Annotated in this window: 14 protein-coding genes; 4 read left to right on the top strand and 10 right to left on the bottom strand. The window is 61.4% G+C overall.

Annotation, left to right across the window (positions count from 1 at the left end):
- Positions 1 to 219 precede the first annotated feature (219 nt).
- The 4 genes from J4D25_RS14300 to J4D25_RS14285 all read left to right on the top strand — a co-directional run bounded on the left by J4D25_RS14300 (position 220) and on the right by J4D25_RS14285 (position 3877).
- Positions 220 to 609: a RidA family protein gene (locus tag J4D25_RS14300; RefSeq protein ID WP_057714589.1), complete on the top strand. Its 390-nt coding sequence runs from the start codon at positions 220 to 222 to the stop codon at positions 607 to 609.
- Positions 610 to 780: 171 nt separating this feature from the next.
- Positions 781 to 1545 carry an IclR family transcriptional regulator gene (locus J4D25_RS14295; RefSeq protein WP_057714591.1) on the top strand — a complete coding sequence of 255 codons (765 nt, stop codon included), beginning with the start codon at positions 781 to 783 and terminating at the stop codon, positions 1543 to 1545.
- Between the two features lie 39 nt (positions 1546 to 1584).
- The gene (locus tag J4D25_RS14290; protein ID WP_057714593.1) at positions 1585 to 2802 is read left to right on the top strand and encodes an amino acid deaminase; all 1218 of its coding nucleotides are present in this window, start codon (positions 1585 to 1587) and stop codon (positions 2800 to 2802) included.
- Positions 2803 to 2944: 142 nt separating this feature from the next.
- The gene (locus tag J4D25_RS14285; RefSeq protein WP_057714595.1) at positions 2945 to 3877 is read left to right on the top strand and encodes a sugar kinase; all 933 of its coding nucleotides are present in this window, start codon (positions 2945 to 2947) and stop codon (positions 3875 to 3877) included.
- A 145-nt stretch (positions 3878 to 4022) separates the two neighbouring features.
- On the opposite strand, the gene J4D25_RS14280 is transcribed toward J4D25_RS14285, so the two are convergent.
- The 10 genes from J4D25_RS14280 to J4D25_RS14235 form a co-directional block, all read right to left on the bottom strand.
- Positions 4023 to 4298: a peptidylprolyl isomerase gene (locus tag J4D25_RS14280; protein ID WP_007898282.1), complete on the bottom strand. Its 276-nt coding sequence runs from the start codon at positions 4296 to 4298 to the stop codon at positions 4023 to 4025.
- A gap of 68 nt (positions 4299 to 4366) precedes the next feature.
- Entirely contained in the window at positions 4367 to 6904 is a 2538-nt protein-coding gene (locus J4D25_RS14275) for a PAS domain-containing sensor histidine kinase (protein WP_057714597.1), read from the bottom strand.
- 190 nt (positions 6905 to 7094) lie between these two features.
- Complete coding sequence (locus tag J4D25_RS14270; RefSeq protein WP_057714599.1) at positions 7095 to 9050, bottom strand: acetoacetate--CoA ligase; 1956 nt, start codon at positions 9048 to 9050, stop codon at positions 7095 to 7097.
- A 205-nt stretch (positions 9051 to 9255) separates the two neighbouring features.
- A complete protein-coding gene (locus J4D25_RS14265; protein ID WP_057714601.1) occupies positions 9256 to 10029 on the bottom strand; it encodes a 3-hydroxybutyrate dehydrogenase in 774 nt (257 codons plus the stop codon).
- A 7-nt stretch (positions 10030 to 10036) separates the two neighbouring features.
- Positions 10037 to 11428 (bottom strand): GntP family permease, encoded by a 1392-nt coding sequence (locus J4D25_RS14260; protein WP_057714603.1) that lies wholly within the window; start codon positions 11426 to 11428, stop codon positions 10037 to 10039.
- Positions 11429 to 11714: 286 nt separating this feature from the next.
- The gene (locus J4D25_RS14255; protein WP_057714605.1) at positions 11715 to 13130 is read right to left on the bottom strand and encodes a sigma-54-dependent Fis family transcriptional regulator; all 1416 of its coding nucleotides are present in this window, start codon (positions 13128 to 13130) and stop codon (positions 11715 to 11717) included.
- 154 nt (positions 13131 to 13284) lie between these two features.
- Positions 13285 to 14862 carry an ABC transporter ATP-binding protein gene (locus J4D25_RS14250; protein ID WP_057714606.1) on the bottom strand — a complete coding sequence of 526 codons (1578 nt, stop codon included), beginning with the start codon at positions 14860 to 14862 and terminating at the stop codon, positions 13285 to 13287.
- A 13-nt stretch (positions 14863 to 14875) separates the two neighbouring features.
- A complete protein-coding gene (locus J4D25_RS14245) occupies positions 14876 to 15898 on the bottom strand; it encodes an ABC transporter permease (RefSeq protein WP_057714609.1) in 1023 nt (340 codons plus the stop codon).
- Complete coding sequence (locus tag J4D25_RS14240) at positions 15898 to 16959, bottom strand: microcin C ABC transporter permease YejB (protein WP_057714611.1); 1062 nt, start codon at positions 16957 to 16959, stop codon at positions 15898 to 15900. The genes J4D25_RS14245 and J4D25_RS14240 overlap by 1 nt, the downstream gene beginning before the upstream one ends.
- The gene (locus J4D25_RS14235; RefSeq protein ID WP_057714613.1) at positions 16959 to 18827 is read right to left on the bottom strand and encodes an extracellular solute-binding protein; all 1869 of its coding nucleotides are present in this window, start codon (positions 18825 to 18827) and stop codon (positions 16959 to 16961) included. Before J4D25_RS14235 ends, J4D25_RS14240 begins: the two co-directional genes overlap by 1 nt.
- Between the last annotated feature and the right edge of the window lie 25 nt (positions 18828 to 18852).

The raw sequence follows: 18852 nt of genomic DNA, 5'->3' as shown, positions 1-18852 counted from the left end.
GGTTGTCCAATGAAGCTGCTCTGAGTCGCGGGTGTTGCTTCGAGTGGGGTCATGTGCACCCAATTGAGAACCAGATACCCGTCCCTCTGATTCAAAACAAACTTCAATCCCTCTCACATTCCCTCCACATCCTGTGGCACACTTTCTGCCGCTTATTCCGTTATTGCACAATTAATTCCGCTATAGCGGAACAATAACTTCCAGTCAGGAGAAACACCCATGAGCATTACTCGTTACGGCACCGGCAGCACCGCCGGGGGTGGTCAGCCTCGTCCATTCGCCCGCGCTGTCGAAGCCGATGGCTGGCTGCACGTGTCCGGCCAGGTGCCGGCGCTGGATGGCGAGATCATTGTCGGTGGTATCGTCGAGCAGACTCACCAGACCATGAAGAACCTGATCGCTATCCTTGAAGAGGCCGGTTATGGCCTTGAAGACGTGGTGCGTACCGGCGTGTGGCTGGAAGACCCGCGGGATTTCTGGAGCTTCAACAAGGTGTTCTCCGAGTACTTCAAGCCAGAACATGCCCCGGCGCGGGCCTGTGTGCAGGCGAACATGATGGTCGACTGCAAGGTCGAGATCGACTGCATTGCGTACAAGAAAAAGGCTTGAACCGAGTCGCGCCCATCGCGGGCAAGCCACGCTCCCACAGGTTTGTGTGCTGCCACAGATTGCAGACACACCACCATTGCCTGTGGGAGCGGGCTTGCCCGCGAAGGCGGCCTAACGATCAGCGCGGCACACTGGGTAAACTCCCGGCGACCATGAATGGGAACCACTGAAATGACCGAAGACACCATCAAGCGCCGGGCACGCGGGCTGGACCGGGCGTTCGATATCCTCGATTTCCTCAAGGAGATCGGCCAGCCCCTGCGCCCGAACGACATCGCCAGCGGCATCGGCAGCCCCAAATCCACGGTCTACGAACTGGTGGCCTCGCTGCTGGAACGACGCATCCTGGAGCCGGTGGGCAAGGATGGTCATGTCTACCTCGGTCGCCAGTTGTACTTTCTCGGGCAGGCACACCTGCGACATTTCGACCTGACTCGCGAGGCCGATCACGCCTTGCAGGAAATCGTCAGCCAGACCCGTGAAACGGCGCAGATGTGCCTGCTCAACGGGCGCAAGTACACCGTTGCGCTGATGAAGGAGGGGGAGCGGCATTTCCGCATTTCCTCGGACATCGGTGAAAACGCGCCCATCCCCTGGACCGCATCCGGGCGCTTGCTGCTGGCGCACCTGAGCGACCAGGCAATCGTCGACCTGATCGACCACGACGACTTCATCCTGCCCAACGGCGAACGCTTGGAACTTGCGCAGTTTCTCAAGGAAATCCGTCAGGCCGGAATCGATGGTTTCTTTTCCTTCGATAGCGTCGCCGACACCTTTACCCATTGCTTCGCCGCACCGGTCAAAGACCCCAACGGCGTGGCCATCGCGACCCTGTGCATCGTCGCCCCCCGGGCCGATGCCAAGAACAACTACAACGACTACCGCCGGGTGCTGATCGAAAGCGCCAATAGCCTGGCCCGTCGCATCAACGAATAACAGCGGCTGCCTGCGGCCGCGTGAACGAGGAGTTCGACCATGTCTTCTGCCCCCAATACCGCCGCCGTGGAAAAAGGCACCGCACCCAAGGGCGCCAGCCTGGTGCGTGACGTCAGCCTGCCTGCGCTGGTACTGCACCGCGAGGCGCTGGAACACAACATTCGCTGGATGCAGGCGTTCGTCAGCGACAGCGGAGCGGAACTCGCGCCCCATGGCAAAACCAGCATGACCCCGGCGCTGTTCCGGCGCCAACTGGACGCCGGTGCCTGGGGCATCACCCTGGCCAGCGCCACCCAAACCCGTGCGGCCTACGCTCATGGTGTGCGCCGGGTGCTGATGGCCAACCAGTTGGTCGGTACGCCGAACATGGCGCTGATTGCCGACCTGCTGGCCGACCCGACGTTCGACTTCTATTGCATGGTCGATCACCCGGACAACGTCGCCGACCTCGGTGCCTATTTCGCCTCCCGTGGCGTGCGTTTGAACGTCATGATCGAATACGGCGTTGTCGGTGGTCGCTGCGGTTGCCGCAGCGAGCAGCAAGTGCTCGACCTGGCCAAAGCCATCGCCGCGCAACCGGCTCTGGCCCTGACCGGGATCGAAGGCTACGAAGGGGTGATCCACGGCGATCACGCAGTGACCGGTATCCGCGATTTCGCCGCATCACTGGTGCGCCTGGCGGTGCAGTTGCAGGACAGCGGTGCCTTCGCCATTCCCAAGCCGATCATCACCGCGTCGGGTTCGGCCTGGTATGACCTGATTGCCGAGTCGTTTGAAGCGCAGAACGCCGCCGGGCGTTTCCTCAGCGTGCTGCGTCCCGGCAGTTACGTGGCCCATGACCATGGCATCTACAAGGAAGCGCAGTGCTGCGTACTCGACCGTCGCAGTGACCTGCACGAAGGCCTGCGTCCGGCGCTGGAGGTGTGGGCGCACGTGCAGTCGCTGCCGGAGCCGGGGTTTGCGGTGATTGCCCTGGGCAAGCGCGACGTGGCCTACGACGCCGGTTTGCCGGTGCCATTGCTGCGTTACAAGGCGGGCGTCGTGCCGGCCGAAGGCGATGATGTGAGCGTCTGCAAGGTGACTGCGGTGATGGACCAGCATGCGTTCATGACCGTGGCACCGGGGGTTGATCTGCGGGTGGGCGACATCATTTCGTTTGGCACTTCGCACCCGTGCCTGACGTTCGACAAGTGGCGTGTCGGTTGCCTGGTGGATGAGCAACTGAACGTCATCGAGACGATGGAAACCTGTTTCTAAGGGTTTGAGATCGGGTTGCGGCCATCGCGAGCAAGCTCGCTCCCACATTGGATCTATGGCGTTTACAAAATCCCTGTGGGAGCGAGCTTGCTCGCGATGGCGGCCGACCAGACAACACCGAAACACCAGAGACCCCACAACAATGAACACCATCAACACCCTGGGCCCCAACACTCCACGCATCGCCCTGATCGGCGAGTGCATGATCGAGTTGCAGCATCGCGCCGACGGCAGCCTGCAACAGAGCTTCGGCGGCGATACATTGAACACGGCCGTGTACCTGTCCCGGGAACTGGGAGAGGACGGCTCCGTGGACTACGTCACCGCCCTGGGCGATGACAGTTTCAGCGACGCGATGTGCCAGAGTTGGGCGGCGGAAAATATCGGGCTCGCCATGGTCCAGCGTCTGCCCGGACGCCTGCCGGGTTTGTATTGCATCCAGACTGACGCTGCCGGTGAGCGACGCTTCCTGTACTGGCGCAACGAAGCGGCCGTCCGCGATTGCTTCACCACCCCGGCCGCCGCGCCGATTCTCGCCGCGCTGCCGGATTATGATGTGCTGTACTTCAGCGGCATCACCCTGGCGGTACTCGGTGCGCAAGGTCGGGAAAAACTGCTGGAAACCCTGATCGAAGCCCGCCAGCGCGATGCGCGGATCGTGTTCGACAACAACTACCGGCCACGGCTGTGGGCATCGGTCGAGGACGCCCGGGCGGCATATCGCAGTGTGCTGGCGTATGTCGACCTGGCGTTGCTGACGGTGGATGACGAACAGGCGTTGTTTGGTTATGCCGATGGTGACGCGGTGTTTGCCGCGTATGAGCAGATCGGTACGCCGGAAGTGGTGCTCAAGCGCGGCGCACAAGCGTGCCTGATTTGTTGTGATGGAGAGTCGTTCGAAGTGCCGGCGCAGAAGGTCGAGCGGGTGGTGGACACCACGGCGGCGGGGGATTCGTTCAGCGCGGCGTATCTGGCTTCGCGGCTCAAGGGCGGCAGCCCTTCGCAAGCCGCCGAGGCCGGGCATCGGTTGGCGAGCCGGGTGATTCAGGTGCCGGGGGCGCTGATTCCCAAGTAAAAGTTGAATGGCCGCTGGCTGCGCCATCGGATCGCGAGCAAGCTCGCTCCCACAGTGGTAGTCGGTGTGGCTGCAACCTATTGCAACTCACAAATCCCTGTGGGAGCGAGCTTGCTCGCGATGGGGCCCGAAAGCCAACAGAGCATCAATCCCGGTAAAACACCTGCACCAGGTGATACCCGAACTTGCTCTTGATCGGCCCATGCACCACCCGCAGCGGTTTCTTGAAGATCACCGCATCAATCACGCCGACCATCTGTCCCGGCCGCACTTCACCGAGATCGCCGCCGCGCTTGCCCGATGGGCAGGTCGAATACTTCTTGGCCAGTACGTCGAACGCTTCGCCCTTGGCGATGCGTTGTTTGAGCTGCTCGGCTTCTTCCGAGGTTTTCACCAGAATATGGCGGGCTTGAGCTTTCATGTGGCGGTTACCTTGCAACGGTGGTGGCTATGTGGGTGGCAGCGGGGGGCGCGCGATTATGCCTCAACTCAGTCCGGTTGACTGATCATCGTGCGAATCTTGTTGGCCAGCAGATCGATGGAAAACGGCTTGGCTACCATGTCCATGCCCTCTTCGAGAAAACCCTGGCGCTCGGCGGCGATCTCGGCGTAACCGGTCATGAACAGCACTTTCAGTTCGGGACGATGCTGACGGGCGATTTCCGCCAGTTGGCGGCCGTTCATGCCCGGCAACCCGACGTCGGTCACCAGCAGGTCCACCCGCAGGTCCGACTCCAGCAGCGGCAGGGCGCCCTTGGCATCTTCGGCTTCATGGGCTCGGTAACCGAGCTCATTGAGCAGGTCCAATACCAGCATGCGCACCGCCGCATCGTCCTCGACCAGCATCACGGTTTCGCCGGCAATGGCCGCCGGTGCCTCGCCGATGACGGGCGACAAAACTTTTTCCGACTCGGTCGAATGCAGGCGCGGCAGGTACAAACGCACGCTGGTGCCCCGTCCCGGCAGGCTGAACAGACTGACGTGCCCCCCCGATTGCTGGGCGAAACCGTAAATCATCGACAAGCCCAAACCGGTGCCCTGGCCGATGGGCTTGGTGGTGAAGAAGGGGTCGAATGCCTTGGCCAGCACCGAGGGCGTCATGCCGGTGCCGTTGTCGCTGACGGCAATCATCACGTAGTCACCGGCCTTGACCGGTTCCAGGGTCGTCATGTCACTGCCGTCGAGGAACACATTGGCCGTTTCGATCTGCAACTCGCCGCCATCGGGCATGGCGTCCCGGGCGTTGATCACCAGGTTGAGCAGGGCGTTTTCCAGTTGGCTGACATCGGTGTTGACCCGCCAGATGTTCAAGGCCAGTTGCAGGTTGAGCTCGATATGGTCGCCCTTGGTACGCCTGAACAAGTCTTCCAGAGAGTGGATCAGCTCGTTGGGGTTGAGCGGCTTGCGATTGAGTGATTGGCGGCGGGAGAACGCCAGCAAGCGATGGGTGAGGGCGGCGGCGCGGTTGGCCGAGGACACGGCCGCTTCGGTGAATCGACCGATCTCGCTGGCGCGGCCGTCGGCAATGTAGCGTTGCATCAGGTCGAGGCTGCCGATGATGCCGGTGAGCATGTTGTTGAAGTCATGGGCGATGCCGCCGGTAAGCTGGCCGACCGCTTCCATTTTCTGCGCATGGCGCAAGGCGTCTTCGGCACGTTCGCGCTCGAACATCTCGTTTTGCAGGCGCTCGTTGGCTTCGGCCAGTTGGCGGGTGCGGGCGGCAACCCGTTCTTCAAGGGTTTCGTTGAGGTTACGCAGGGCTTCTTCGGTCTTTTTGCGCTCGGTTTCGTCGATCACGAAGATGTAGAAACCGTTCACGGCGCCATCCGCGCCGTGGCGTGGCAGGTAATTCATCAAGGCCTGGCGGATGCTGCCGTCGCGGTGTGGCGTGCTGATGCTGAAACAGCAGGGCCGGCCAGACAGCGCCTCCTTGATGTGCGGAGCGCGCAGCGCATAGGCTTCTTCGCCGAGCACTTCAAGAATGGTTCGCCCGTAAAGCTCTTGCGGCGTCAGCCCGTACCAGTCGAGGTACGCCGCATTGTTCAGGCGAAAGCGCTCTTCGCGGTCGACGTAGCTGATCAGGACCGGCATGGCGTTGATGATCAGTTGCAGCTCGGTCTGGCTTTGGCGCAGGGCCTGTTCGGTGTGTTTGCGCTCGGTCAGGTCCAGGGCTGCGCCGAGGAAGCGCACCGGCCGGCCATGGTGATCCTTGTAGCAGCGGCCGCGGGCAAATACCCAGCGCATCTGGCCGTCGGTTTGCAGCAGGCGATACTCCTCGGCGTATTCGGTGCCATGGGTGATGCAATGCTTGATGCTGCGGGCGATCAGGGCGCGGTCTTCGGGGTGTACGCCGTGCAGGTATTCACTGATCGGCAATTGACTGGCCATGGCCGGGTCGATGCCATGCAGTTGGGCAAAATGCGCATCGGCGATGAAACGGTCCTCGCTGATGTCCCAGTCCCAGGTACCGACCGCATCGGTGGCGGCGAGGGCCAGTTGCAGGCGTTCCTCGGTTTCACGCTGGGCCTTGAGGCTGGCCGCCGAGCGCTGTTCGAGTTCGAGGGCGATGCGCCGGCGTTCGTTGGTTTCGATGGCGGTGACCAGGATCCCGGACACCTGGGCACCTTCGTCGCGGATCGGGCTGTAGGTCAGGTCGAGCCAGAAGTCAGACTCCCGGTCCCCGCGTTGCAGGGTAAAGCGCTGCTCACTGTAGGTGCGCACCTGACCTTGCAGGACGGCGCTGTAGATCGGGTCGGTGAAGTCTTGCAACTCGGGCCAGATCAGGTGTGTCGGTTGTCCGAAAGCGTGCGGATGCTTGCTCCCGGCGAGCAGGGCGAAGCCGTCGTTGTAGATTTGCGTCAGTTGCGGGCCCCATAACAGCAGCATCGGCATCGGTGAATGAATGACGATGTCCACGGCGGTTCGCAGGCTTTGTGGCCAAGTGCTGGCAGCGCCCAGCGGGCTGCTTGCCCAGTCGATTCTGGCGATCAAGGCCTGGGCATCGCTGGCGGTTGGTATTGCGTTCATCTGGGAGTCCTGCACATGAGTCGCTTTGGCTGGGACTATTCTTGCACAGGTGATAGGTGCAGGTTGATTCGAAGGCTTGAGCGGTTACTGTGGGAGCGAGCTTGCTCGCGATGGCGTCGGGTCACGTTGCATTGATGTCAACTGACACTCCGCTATCGCGAGCAAGCTCGCTCCCACAGGTAATCCCATTTCAATCCATCAGTTCGGGCCGGTCACGAAATTGCTCCAGCGCCTCGGGATTGGCCAAGGCATCAGTGTTCTTCACTTTCTGCCCATGCACCACATTGCGCACCGCCAGCTCAACGACCTTGCCGCTGATGGTCCGGGGAATGTCCGTCACTGCCACAATCTTCGCCGGCACATGACGCGGCGTGGTATTGGCGCGAATCACCTGGCGGATCTGCTGTTGCAGGGCCTCGTCCAGTTCGAGCCCGTCGCGCAAGCGCACGAACAGCACCACCCGCACGTCATCCTGCCACTGCTGACCGATCGCCACGCAGTCGAGCACCTGGGGAACTTTCTCCACCTGACGGTAGATTTCCGCCGTGCCGATGCGCACGCCGCCGGGGTTGAGCACGGCATCGGAGCGTCCGTGGATCATCATCCCGCCATGGGGCAGTTGTTCGGCGTAATCACCTTGGGCCCAGACGCCGGGGAACAGGCTGAAATAGGATTTGCGCAGTTTTTCGCCATCAGGATCGTTCCACAGGCCAATGGGCATCGCCGGGAAATGCCGGGTGCAGACCAGTTCGCCTTTTTCACCGATCACCGGGTGGCCTTCGTCGTTCCACACTTCAACGGCCATGCCCAGGCTCTTGCCCATGATTTCGCCGCGCCGCACGGGCGACATCGGGTTGCCGTTGACGAAGCACGAGACGATGTCGGTGCCGCCGGACATCGAAGCCAGGCACACGTCAGCCTTGAAGTCGCGATAGACGAAGTCGTAACTGTGCGGCGACAGCGCCGAGCCGGTGCAAAGCAATGTCTTGAGGCTGCTCAGGTCATGACTTTCGCGGGGCTTGATACCGCTGCTTTCCAAGGTTGCGAGGTATTTGGGACTGGTGCCGAAGACGCTGATGCGTTCGTCGTCGATCAGGTCGATCAAGCGTTGTGGCTCGGGCTGGAACGGTGAGCCATCGTACAGCACCACGGAGCTGCCTGTGGCCAGTGCCGACACCAACCAGTTCCACATCATCCAGCCGCAGGTGGTGTAGTAGAACAACCGTTCACCGGGGCCTAGATCGCCATGTAGGCCGTGTTCCTTGACGTGTTGCAGCAACACGCCGCCGGTGCTGTGGATGATGCATTTGGGCACGCCGGTGGTGCCGCTGGAGTAGAGGATGTACAGCGGATGGGCGAAGGGCACGGGGACGAAATCCGGCTCGCCGCCGGGTTCGTAGAAATCGTCCCACAGCGTCACGTTGGCCTGGGTGTGGAATTCTTCGATGTGCGCCTGTGGCCGAGCGTAAGGCACGACGATCAGCTGTTGCAGCGAAGGCAGACGCTGGAGGATCTCGTTGACCTTGGCGGTCTGGTCGATCTCCTTGCCGGCATAGCGGTAGCCGGCGCAGGTCACCAGTACTTTCGGTTCGATCTGACCGAAACGGTCAACCACCCCCTGGGTGCCGAAGTCCGGTGAGGAGCAGGACCAGATAGCGCCAAGGCTGGTGGTGGCGAGCATGGCCACCAGTGTCTGCCAGGTGTTGGGCATGCACGCGGCGACCCGGTCACCCACACCGACGCCGGCGGCGATCAAGCCATTCTGAAAACCGGCGACCTGTTCGGCGAGTTCAGCCCAGGTCAAATGTTCACGCTGACCGTTTTCGCCGACGGCTATCACGGCGATCGCATCGTCGCGACGCTGTAGCAGGTGTTCGGCAAAGTTCAGCGTTGCACCGGGGAACCATTGGGCGCTGGGCATCCGGGGGCCTTCGAGCAGCACGGCGTCGGGCTGCTCGTGGAAGCGGATGTCGAAGAAGTCGACGATGGCCTGCCAGAAGTCCGGGCGCTGATCGATGGACCACTGGTGCAGGGCAGGGTAGTCGTCGATCTTGAGGTGGTGTCGCTGATTGATGAAGCGCCGAAAGGCTTCCATGCGGGTCTTGCCAATGCGTTTGGCGTCGGGTTGCCAGAGGATGTCGGACATGGTTTGCCTCTTCTTTTTTATGCCTTCACACAGGCTGATGTGGCGCCGGCTTTTGTGGCGAGGGAGCTTGTGTGGCGAGGGGGCTTGCCCCCGTTCGGCTGCGAAGCAGTCGTGAATCAGACAACCTGAATCGTCTGTGAGTTTTTGGGGCGGCTTCGCCACCCAACGGGGGCAAGCCCCCTCGCCACAAGGGTCTATCAGCCAGTCACTGCGCCAACCACCCACCATCAACATTCCACGCCGCGCCCCGCACCTGGCTGCCGGCTTCGCTGCACAGGAACAAAACCAGTTCCCCCAGTTGCGGCGGTGTCACGAATTCCAGCGATGGCTGCTTTTCAGCGAGCAAATCGTGCTGCGCCTGCTGCGGGTCAACTCCACTGGCGGCACGATCATCAATCTGCTTTTGCACCAGCGGCGTCAATACCCAGCCTGGGCAGATCGCGTTGCAGGTGACCTGGGTGGTTGCGGTTTCCAGCGCGACCACTTTGGTCAAGCCGATCACCCCATGCTTGGCGGCGACATAGGCTGACTTGCCCGCCGAACCGACCAGACCATGCACTGACGCAATGTTGATCACCCGGCCCCAGCCCTTGGCGCGCATGCCCGGCAGGCTCAAGCGGGTGCTGTGGAACACCGACGACAGGTTGATGGCGATGATCGAATCCCAGCGCTCCACCGGAAACTCATCCACTGCTGCCACGTGTTGAATGCCAGCGTTGTTGACCAGGATGTCGACGCCGCCGAACTCGCGCTCGGTGTAGGCAATCATGTCGGCAATTTGCACCGGATCGCTGACATCGGCCGGGTGATGGCCGACCTTGCCCCCGAACTGTTGCACCTGGGCGATCACTTGGGAGGCGTCGCCAAAGCCGTTGAGGATCAGGTTGGCCCCGGCCTTGGCCAGACTGAGGGCGATCCCCAGGCCGATGCCGCTGGTGGAGCCGGTGACCAGTGCGGTCTTGCCCGAAAGAGTCGTCATGAATACCTCACACAATGCCAGTGGCGTAGAAAGTGCCGATCACCACAAAAACCGCCAGGGTCTTGATCAGCGTAATACAGAAAATATCTTTGTAAGCCTCGCGGTGGGTCAGCCCGGTGACCGCCAGCAGGGTAATCACCGCGCCGTTGTGTGGCAGGGTGTCCATGCCGCCGCTGGCCATCGCGGCGACCCGGTGCAACACTTCCAGCGGAATGTTCGCCGCGTGGGCTGCGCTGATGAACTGCTCGGACATTGCCGCCAGAGCGATGCTCATGCCGCCCGAGGCGGAACCGGTGATGCCGGCCAGCAGAGTCACGGTAATCGCTTCGTTGACCAGTGGGTTGGGAATGCTCTTGAGCCAGTCGGCCAGTACCAGGAAACCCGGCAGGGACGCGATCACCGCGCCGAAACCGTATTCCGAGGCCGTGTTCATCGCCGCCAGCAAGGCACCGCTGACCGCACTTTTACTGCCTTCGGCCAGCTTGCGGCTGATCGCCTTGTAGCCGAACACCAGCACCATGAGGATGCCGACCAGCAAGGCTGCCTGTACCGCCCAGATCGCCGTGAGCTTGGCGATTTCCGTGGTCACCGGCGTGGCCATGCCCGGCAGCGCGAGGCTGTGGGTCGTGCCGTACACCTGTGGAATCCAGTGGGTGAACAGCAGGTTCATGATGCCCACCGCCAGCAGTGGCGACAGCGCCAGCCACGGGTTGGGCAGCTTCAGGTCGGGGGCGGTTTCCGGCTCGTTGCGCAGGTCCGAACCATAGCCTTCACCGGTACGCTGGGCCTTGTTGCGCTGGCGCTGGAGAAACAGCATGCCGGCGCAGAACACGAAGATCGTGCCGATCACGCCCAGCCACGGCGCTGCCCAGGCGGTGGTGTTGAAGAAGGTGCTGGGGATGATGTTCTGGATTTGTGGCGTGCCGGGCAGGGCGTCCATGGTGAACGAGAAGGCGCCCAGCGCAATGGTCGCCGGGATCAGTCGCTTGGGGATGTTGCTCTGGCGGAACATTTCAGCGGCAAACGGATAGACCGCGAACACCACCACAAACAACGATACGCCGCCGTAGGTCAGCAAGGCGCAGACCAGCACGATCACCAGCATCGCCTGGCGAGTGCCGAGCAGGCGAATGGCTGCCGCGACGATAGAGCGCGAGAAACCGGACAGTTCGATCAGCTTGCCGAACACCGCGCCGAGCAGGAACACCGGGAAATACAGCTTGATGAAGCCGACCATTTTTTCCATGAACACCCCGGTGAAAGCGGGGGCGACGGCAGACGGGTCAGTCAGCAGGACAGCGCCGAGGGCGGCAATCGGGGCAAAAAGGATAACGCTGTAGCCACGGTAGGCAGCCAGCATCAGCAGCGCGAGGGCTGCCAAGGCAATGATCACACTCATGGTGTGTCTCCTGGGTTGTTATTTTTGTTGGGTGAAGCCTGGTGGGAGAGGCGTATAGCGAGTTTTGTGCCATCTTGTTAAGTTGTTGAAATATAAGGGTATATTTGATTTGCGAGGGTTGAGTTCGGATGCGTTGTCTCTAATTCGAGACTTTTGGCGATGGTGCCGGCCTCATCGCGAGCAAGCTCGCTCCCACAGGGGGACGGAGTAGTTCAGTAGAACGCGGTCTACTGTAGGAGCGAGCTTGCTCGCGATGGTTTGTCTAACAATGGAGACTAATGTCTCTTTATTGAGACTCGACAATCCCCAGCGCCACCATTTTCTTGTACAACGTCGACCGCCCCAGCCCCAGCCGCGCCGCAGCATCAACCACCTTACCCCCGCATTGCGCGAGGGTGGTTTCGATCAATTGCCGATCAAATCGCTCCCGCGCCACACTGAACGTCTCGTGGGCAAGCGGTTCGATGGTCAAGGGCGCCACGCGTTCCACCGGTATGAATGTACCGATCGCCCCGCGGATGTCCGCCACCGTCAGGCGCAAATCATCACTGAGCAGCGCGGCCCGCTCCAGCACATTGCGCAGCTCCCGGATGTTCCCCGGCCAGGCGTGTTGCCCCAGCAGTTCCAGGGCTTCGTGGTGCAATTCATGCTGGCTGCGCAGTTCTTCGAGAATGGCCTCACTGAGCGCCGGCACGTCATCGAGGCGGTCACGCAGGGGCGGAACCTGGATCGGCAGCACGTTGAGCCGGTAGTACAAGTCGGCGCGGAATTCGCCGCGCTTGATCGCGGCTTCCAGGTCCGTAGAGGTCGCGGCGATCACCCGCACATCGCTCTGGATCACTTCGTTGGAGCCCACCGGCTCGAATTCCTTTTCCTGCAGCACACGCAGCAGTTTGCTTTGCAGGGGCAGCGGCATGTCGCCGATTTCGTCGAGGAACAGCGTGCCGCCCTGAGCGATCTGCAATTTGCCGGCGCGGCCCTTGCGGTCGGCACCGGTAAACGCGCCGGGGGCAGTGCCGAAGAATTCGGCTTCCAGCAGCGATTCAGGAATCGCCGCGCTGTTGATACTGACAAACGCCTTGTGCGCGCGGGGCGAGGCGTTGTGGATGGCCTGGGCCAGCAACTCTTTGCCGGTACCGGTTTCTCCGAGCAGCAATACCGGCGATTCGGTACTCGCACTGCGCCGGGCGCGGCGTTTGACTTCCAGGCTGGCGGCGCTGGTGCCGATGAAGTGGGCGAAGTTGTATCTGGTCTGCCGCGCCCGCAGCAGCGAGCGGGTGGAGGCAAGTTCTTCCTGCATGCTCATATAGCGCTTGAGCATCGGCGACAGGCTACGCAACTCGTCGAACAGGGCGAAACCGATGGCGCCGATGACTACGCCGGCATCGTCGTGAATCGGCAGGCGCATGACCACCAGCGGTTCTTTGGAGGTGTCTTGCATATCCAGCAGAATCGGCCGGCCGGTGCGCACCACCTCACGCAGCAGGCTGCCGGGGATCACGCTTTCGCAGGGCTTGCCGATCGCGACTTCGGCCGATTGCAGGCCGAAGCGCCGGGCATAGCGCTCATTCATCCAGACGATGTTGGCATCGCGGTCGACAATCACCGTGCCCTCGCTTGATTGTTCGATGATTTCGAACAGCGAACGGATCGCCAGCAAGCGAACGCGCTGGTAGTCCTTGAGGCTTTCGGTGGTGTTCATGGACACTGATCCTGATTGTGTATTGCCTGTGGTGGCCTCATCGCGAGCAAGCTCGCTCCCACAGTTGATCTGTGTCGTTCACAAATCCCCTGTGGGAGCGAGCTTGCTCCGGGCGGCGTTCCGACGATGGCCGCGATGCGGTCTAACAGTCAGATTATGCCTGCCCCAACATCGCCGCCGCCAATAGCTCCTTGGTGTACGGATGCTGCGGTGAGTCAAACACCTCATGGCTGGCGCCGCGTTCCACCACTTTTCCGTCCTTGATCACGATCATGTCGTGGGCCAGGGCGCGCACCACTGCCAGATCATGACTGATGAACAGATAGGTCAATCCGTACTTTTCCTGAAGCTGACGGAGCAGGGCGACCACTTGTTTTTGCACCGTGCGGTCCAGCGCCGAGGTTGGTTCGTCGAGCAGGATCAGTGCCGGTTTCAGCACCAGCGCCCGGGCGATGGCGATACGTTGACGCTGCCCGCCAGAGAACTCGTGGGGATAGCGATGGCGACTTTGGGGGTCAAGGCCGACTTCGTTCAGTGCCCGGATCACTTCGGCATTGCACTCTTCAGTGCTCAACTGGCTGTGCACTTCCAGGCCTTCGCTGATGATCTGTGCGACCGACATCCGCGGGCTGAGGCTGCCGAAAGGGTCCTGGAACACCACCTGCATCTTTTTGCGCCACGGCCGTAGCTGTTTTTGCGTCAGGCCGTCCAGCGCCTGGCCTTGAAAGCGAATACCGCCTTCGGAGTCGAGCAAACGCAGGATCGCCTGGCCAAGGGTGGACTTTCCCGAACCGGACTCGCCGACGATACCCAGGGTCTTGCCGCGTTGGATATTCAGGCTGATGCCATCCACTGCACGCAGCCAGGTCTTGCGCTGAAACAGGCCACCACCGACAGGAAACCGCACCTGTAGGTTGTCCACCTCCAGTACGTTTTCGCGCTCGTCCCGGGGCAAGGCTTCGCCCTCGGGTTCGGCGTGCAGCAGTATGCAGCTATAAGGGTGCCTGGGTTCGGTGAACAGGGTTTCGCACGGCGCCTGCTCGACGATTTCCCCGGCCTTCATCACGCACACGCGCTGGGCGATGCTGCGCACCAGATTGAGGTCATGGCTGATCAGTAGCAGCGACATGCCCAGCCGCTGTTGCAGGGATTTGAGCAGCAGCAGGATTTTGCGCTGCACCGTCACATCCAGCGCGGTGGTCGGTTCGTCGGCAATCAGCAGTTCCGGTTCACACGCCAGGGCCATGGCGATCATCACCCGCTGGCGCTGTCCGCCAGACAATTGATGGGGATAGGCCTTGAGGCGCTCTTCGGGTTTCTGGATGCCTACCAGATGCAACAATTCGAGGATCCGCGCTTGCGCCGCCTTGCCCGCCAGGCCTTTGTGCACCAGCAAGGTTTCACCGATCTGTTTTTCGATGCTGTGCAGCGGGTTGAGGGAGGTCATCGGTTCCTGGAAGATCATCGCGATGCGATTGCCGCGCAGTTTGCGCAACTTGCCGGCATCGGCGCCCACCAGTTCCTGGCCGCGATAGCGGATGCTGCCTGTCGTCTCGGTATCGGTTTGCGGCAGCAGTTGCAGGATTGAGTGGGCCGTCACCGACTTGCCCGAGCCCGATTCGCCCACCAGCGCCAGGCATTCGCCGGGGCGGATGTCCAGGCACAGATTGCGCACCACGGTCTGGCCACTGAAGGCCACGCTGAGGTCACGGATTTCGATCAGGTTGGTCATATCAACATCCGCATCAAGATCGGGGGTCAAAAGCGTCGCGCAGTGCTTCGCCAATGAACACCAGTAAAGAAAGAATCAGCGCCAGGGTGAAGAACGCCGTCAGGCCCAGCCATGGCGCTTGCAGGTTTTGCTTGCCCTGACCGATCAGTTCACCCAGGGAAGCGCTGCCGGCAGGCATGCCGAAGCCGAGGAAGTCCAGCGCCGTCAGGGTGGAAATCGCCCCGGTCAGAATGAACGGCAAGTAGCTCAAGGTCGCGTTCATGGCGTTGGGCAGAATGTGCCGCACGATGACTTTGCGGTCGGTCAGGCCCAGCGCGCGCGCGGCCTTGACGTATTCCAGGTTGCGCCCGCGCAGGAACTCGGCGCGCACCACGTCCACCAGGGCCAGCCATGAAAACAGCGCCATGATTCCCAGCAGCCACCAGAAATTCGGCTCGACGAAGCCCGACAGGATGATCAGCAGGTACAGCACCGGCAACCCGGACCACACCTCCAGCAGACGCTGGCCGAGCAAATCCACCCAGCCGCCGTAATAGCCTTGCAGGGCTCCGGCCGCGATGCCGATCAGGGCACTGACAAAGGTCAGCATCAAGGCAAACAGGATCGACACCCGTGCCCCGAAGATCACCCGGGCCAGGACATCCCGTGCCTGGTCGTCGGTGCCCAGCCAATTGACGCTGGAGGGTGGGCTGGGGGCAGGCTTGTTCAGGTCGTAGTTGGGGGTGTCGTCACTGAACGGAATCGGTGGAAACAGCAACCAGCCGCCGTCCTTCTTGATCAGTTTCTGCACGTAGTCGCTGCGGTAGTCGGCCTGGAACGGCAGTTGCCCGCCGAAGGCCTGTTCGGTGTGGCGCTTGAAGACCGGGAAATACCACTGGCCCTGATAGCTGACCACTAACGGTTTGTCGTTGGCGATCAGTTCGCCGCCCAGGGTCATCAGGAACAGGCCGACAAACAACCAGAGCGACCACCAGCCCCGACGGTTTTTCTTGAAGCGCTCGAAGCGGCGACGCGCCAGCGGTGAAAGCTTGAGCATCAGGCGTTCCTCGCGGCGAAGTCGATACGCGGGTCGACCAGGGTGTAGCAGAGGTCGCCGACCAGTTTTATCAGAAGGCCAAACAAGGTGAAGATGAACAGCGAGCCGAACACCACCGGATAGTCCCGGGATACTGCCGCTTCGTAGCTCATGCGGCCGAGACCGTCGAGGGAGAAGATCACCTCGATCAGCAGGGAACCGGCAAAAAACACACTGATGAACGCCTGGGGAATGCCCGACACCACCAGTAACATGGCGTTGCGGAACACGTGCCCGTAGAGCACCCGTCGTTCACTCAAGCCCTTGGCCCTGGCGGTGACTACGTACTGGCGGGTGATTTCATTGAGGAACGAGTTCTTGGTCAGGATGGTCAGCGTGGCGAATCCGCCGATCACCAGGGCGGTCACGGGCAACACCAGATGCCAGAAGTAGTCGGCCACCTTGCCAAGGGTCGACAGCGATTCGAAGTTGTCCGAGACCAGCCCGCGGACCGGAAACCAGTTCAGCGAAGTGCCACCGGCAAAGATCACGATCAGAAACATCGCAAACAGGAACGCCGGCATGGCATAGCCAATGATGATCGCGGTACTGCTCCAGATGTCGAATTGGCTGCCATGGTGCACGGCCTTGCGGATACCCAGGGGAATCGACACCAGGTAGGTGATCAGCGTCGCCCAGAGTCCGAGGGAAATGGTCACGGGCATTTTTTCGAGGATCAGGTCGGTGACGGTGGCACCGCGGAAGAAACTTTTGCCGAAGTCCAGGCGCGCGTAGCTGGTGAGCATTAGCCAGAGGCGTTCGTGGGCCGGTTTGTCGAAGCCGTACTGTTTTTCAATGTCCTTGATCAGCTGCGGGTCGAGCCCGCGACTGGCCCGGGACTTGCCGCTCACGGATTCGCCGGAACCGCCGCCGACCGCGGCGCCGCCAATGCCTTGCAGGTGCGCGATGGCCTGTTCGACCGGCCCGCCCGGCGCGGCCTGGACGATGACAAAGTTGACCAGGAGAATAATCACCAGCGTCGGAATGATCAGCAGCAGACGCCGCAATATGTAAGCCCACATCAGTGCGGCCCTCCGGGTTTGCCTCGGCTGATACGCTCGGCCGTCATCTGTTGGTTGGTCAATGGCGTGGTGCTCATCTCCCACCAACTCTCGATGGCTTCGTCATTACTCGCTTGCACGTTCGGGATGCCGAAGCGGTTCCACCACACCGTTGAGGTGCCCGGCGGGTAATAGTTGGGAATCCAGTAGTAATTCCATTGCAGCACCCGGTCCAGGGCATGGGCGTAATGCAACATGTCAGCCTGGGTATTGGCGCGGATCAGCCCGGTGATCAGGGTGTCCACCGCCGGGTTCTGCAACACCATGTAGTTGTTGGAGCCAGGGTCGGTGGCCGCCTCCGAACCGAAGTAATTGACCAGTTCGCCCCCCGGAGAGGTGGTGACCGGGTAGCCGGTGACGATCATGTCGTAGTCGCGGCTCATCAGACGATTGACGTACTGGGACGAGTCGATGCGGCGGATGTTCAGGTCGATGCCGATCTGTTTCAGCGTGCGTTTATAGGGCAACAGCAGGCGGTCCATGCCGTTTTGACTGACCAGGAACGTGAAGCTCAGCGGTTCGCCGTGGGCATTGACCAGTTGGTCGCCATCGGGTTTCCAGCCGGCCTGTTCGAGCAAGTCCAGGGCCTGCAACTGCTTGTCACGAATCACGCCGCTGCCATCGGTCTTCGGCGCCTCGAACACCTGGGTGAAGACCTCGTCGGGAATCTGCCCGCGCAGCGGTTCGAGAATCGCCCGCTCACCGGCATCCGGCAGTTGCCGGGCCGCGAGATCGGTATTGGAAAAAAAGCTCTGCTGGCGGATGTACATGTCGCGCATCATCTGCCGGTTGCTCCACTCGAAGTCCCACAGCATCACCAGCGCCTGGCGCACGCGACGGTCCTGGAATATGGGCTTTTGCAGATTGAACACAAAACCCTGGGCTGGCTGCGGCGCCTCGGTGGCAAGGTGGGCTTTTTGCAGGCGACCATCGCTCAGGGCCGGGCTTTCGTAGCCGATGGAGTAAGCGGTGGCGGAAAATTCCCGGTTGTAGTCATAGGCGCCCCCGCGCAGGACCTGGCGCGCCACGTCGGTATCGCCGAAGTACTCGATGCTGAAATGATCGAAGTTGTACAGGCCACGGCTGACCGGCAGATCCTTGCCCCACCAGTCGGGATTGCGTTCGAACGTGATGCTGCGCCCCGAATCGATCTTGCCTACTTTGTAGGGGCCGCTGCCCAACGGCGCTTCATAGCCGCCGCCACCGGCGAAATCGCGGCTCTTCCACCAGTGTTCGGGAAACACCGGCAAGGTTGCGATATCGAGGGGCAGGGTGCGATTTTCGTTGTTCTTGAAATCAAAGCGGATGGTCAGTGGCGATTCCACTTCGACGCTTTTGACGTCGGCGAATTGGGTTCGGTAGCGCAGGCTGCCCTGGGTCATCAGCAGGTCGAAGGTGTAGCGCACGTCTTGGGCGGTAATCGGTTTGCCATCGGCAAAACGCGCCTTGGGGTTGAGGTAAAAGCGCAGGGACAGGCCGTCCTCTGAACGCTCCATCTTCTCAGCCACCAGACCGTAAACGGTATAAGGTTCGTCCAGCGAGCGTTGGGCCAGTGGCGAGTAGATCAAGCCGTCAATCTGTGTAACGCCGATGCCTTTGTCGATGTAAGGCAAAACATGGTCGAACTGACCGATTTCGATCGCCGAGCGCCGCATCGTGCCACCCTTGGGGGCCTGCGGGTTGGTGTAGGCGAAATGACTGAAGCCGGGAGGGTATTTCGCCGGTTCGCCGTACACGGTCATTGCCGGTTGCGGTGCCGCATGCACGCCCGCGGCACCCATCAGCAGGGCCACGGCCGTGAACAGCAAAGTAGGGAAAGCCAGTCGCATTGTCAGCCTTAGAGCCGGAGGTCGT

It is taken from the genome of Pseudomonas sp. GW456-L13 (assembly GCF_017350115.1).
GTDB lineage: Bacteria > Pseudomonadota > Gammaproteobacteria > Pseudomonadales > Pseudomonadaceae > Aquipseudomonas > Aquipseudomonas jessenii.
This window is presented reverse-complemented; position numbering and strand designations above follow the sequence as displayed.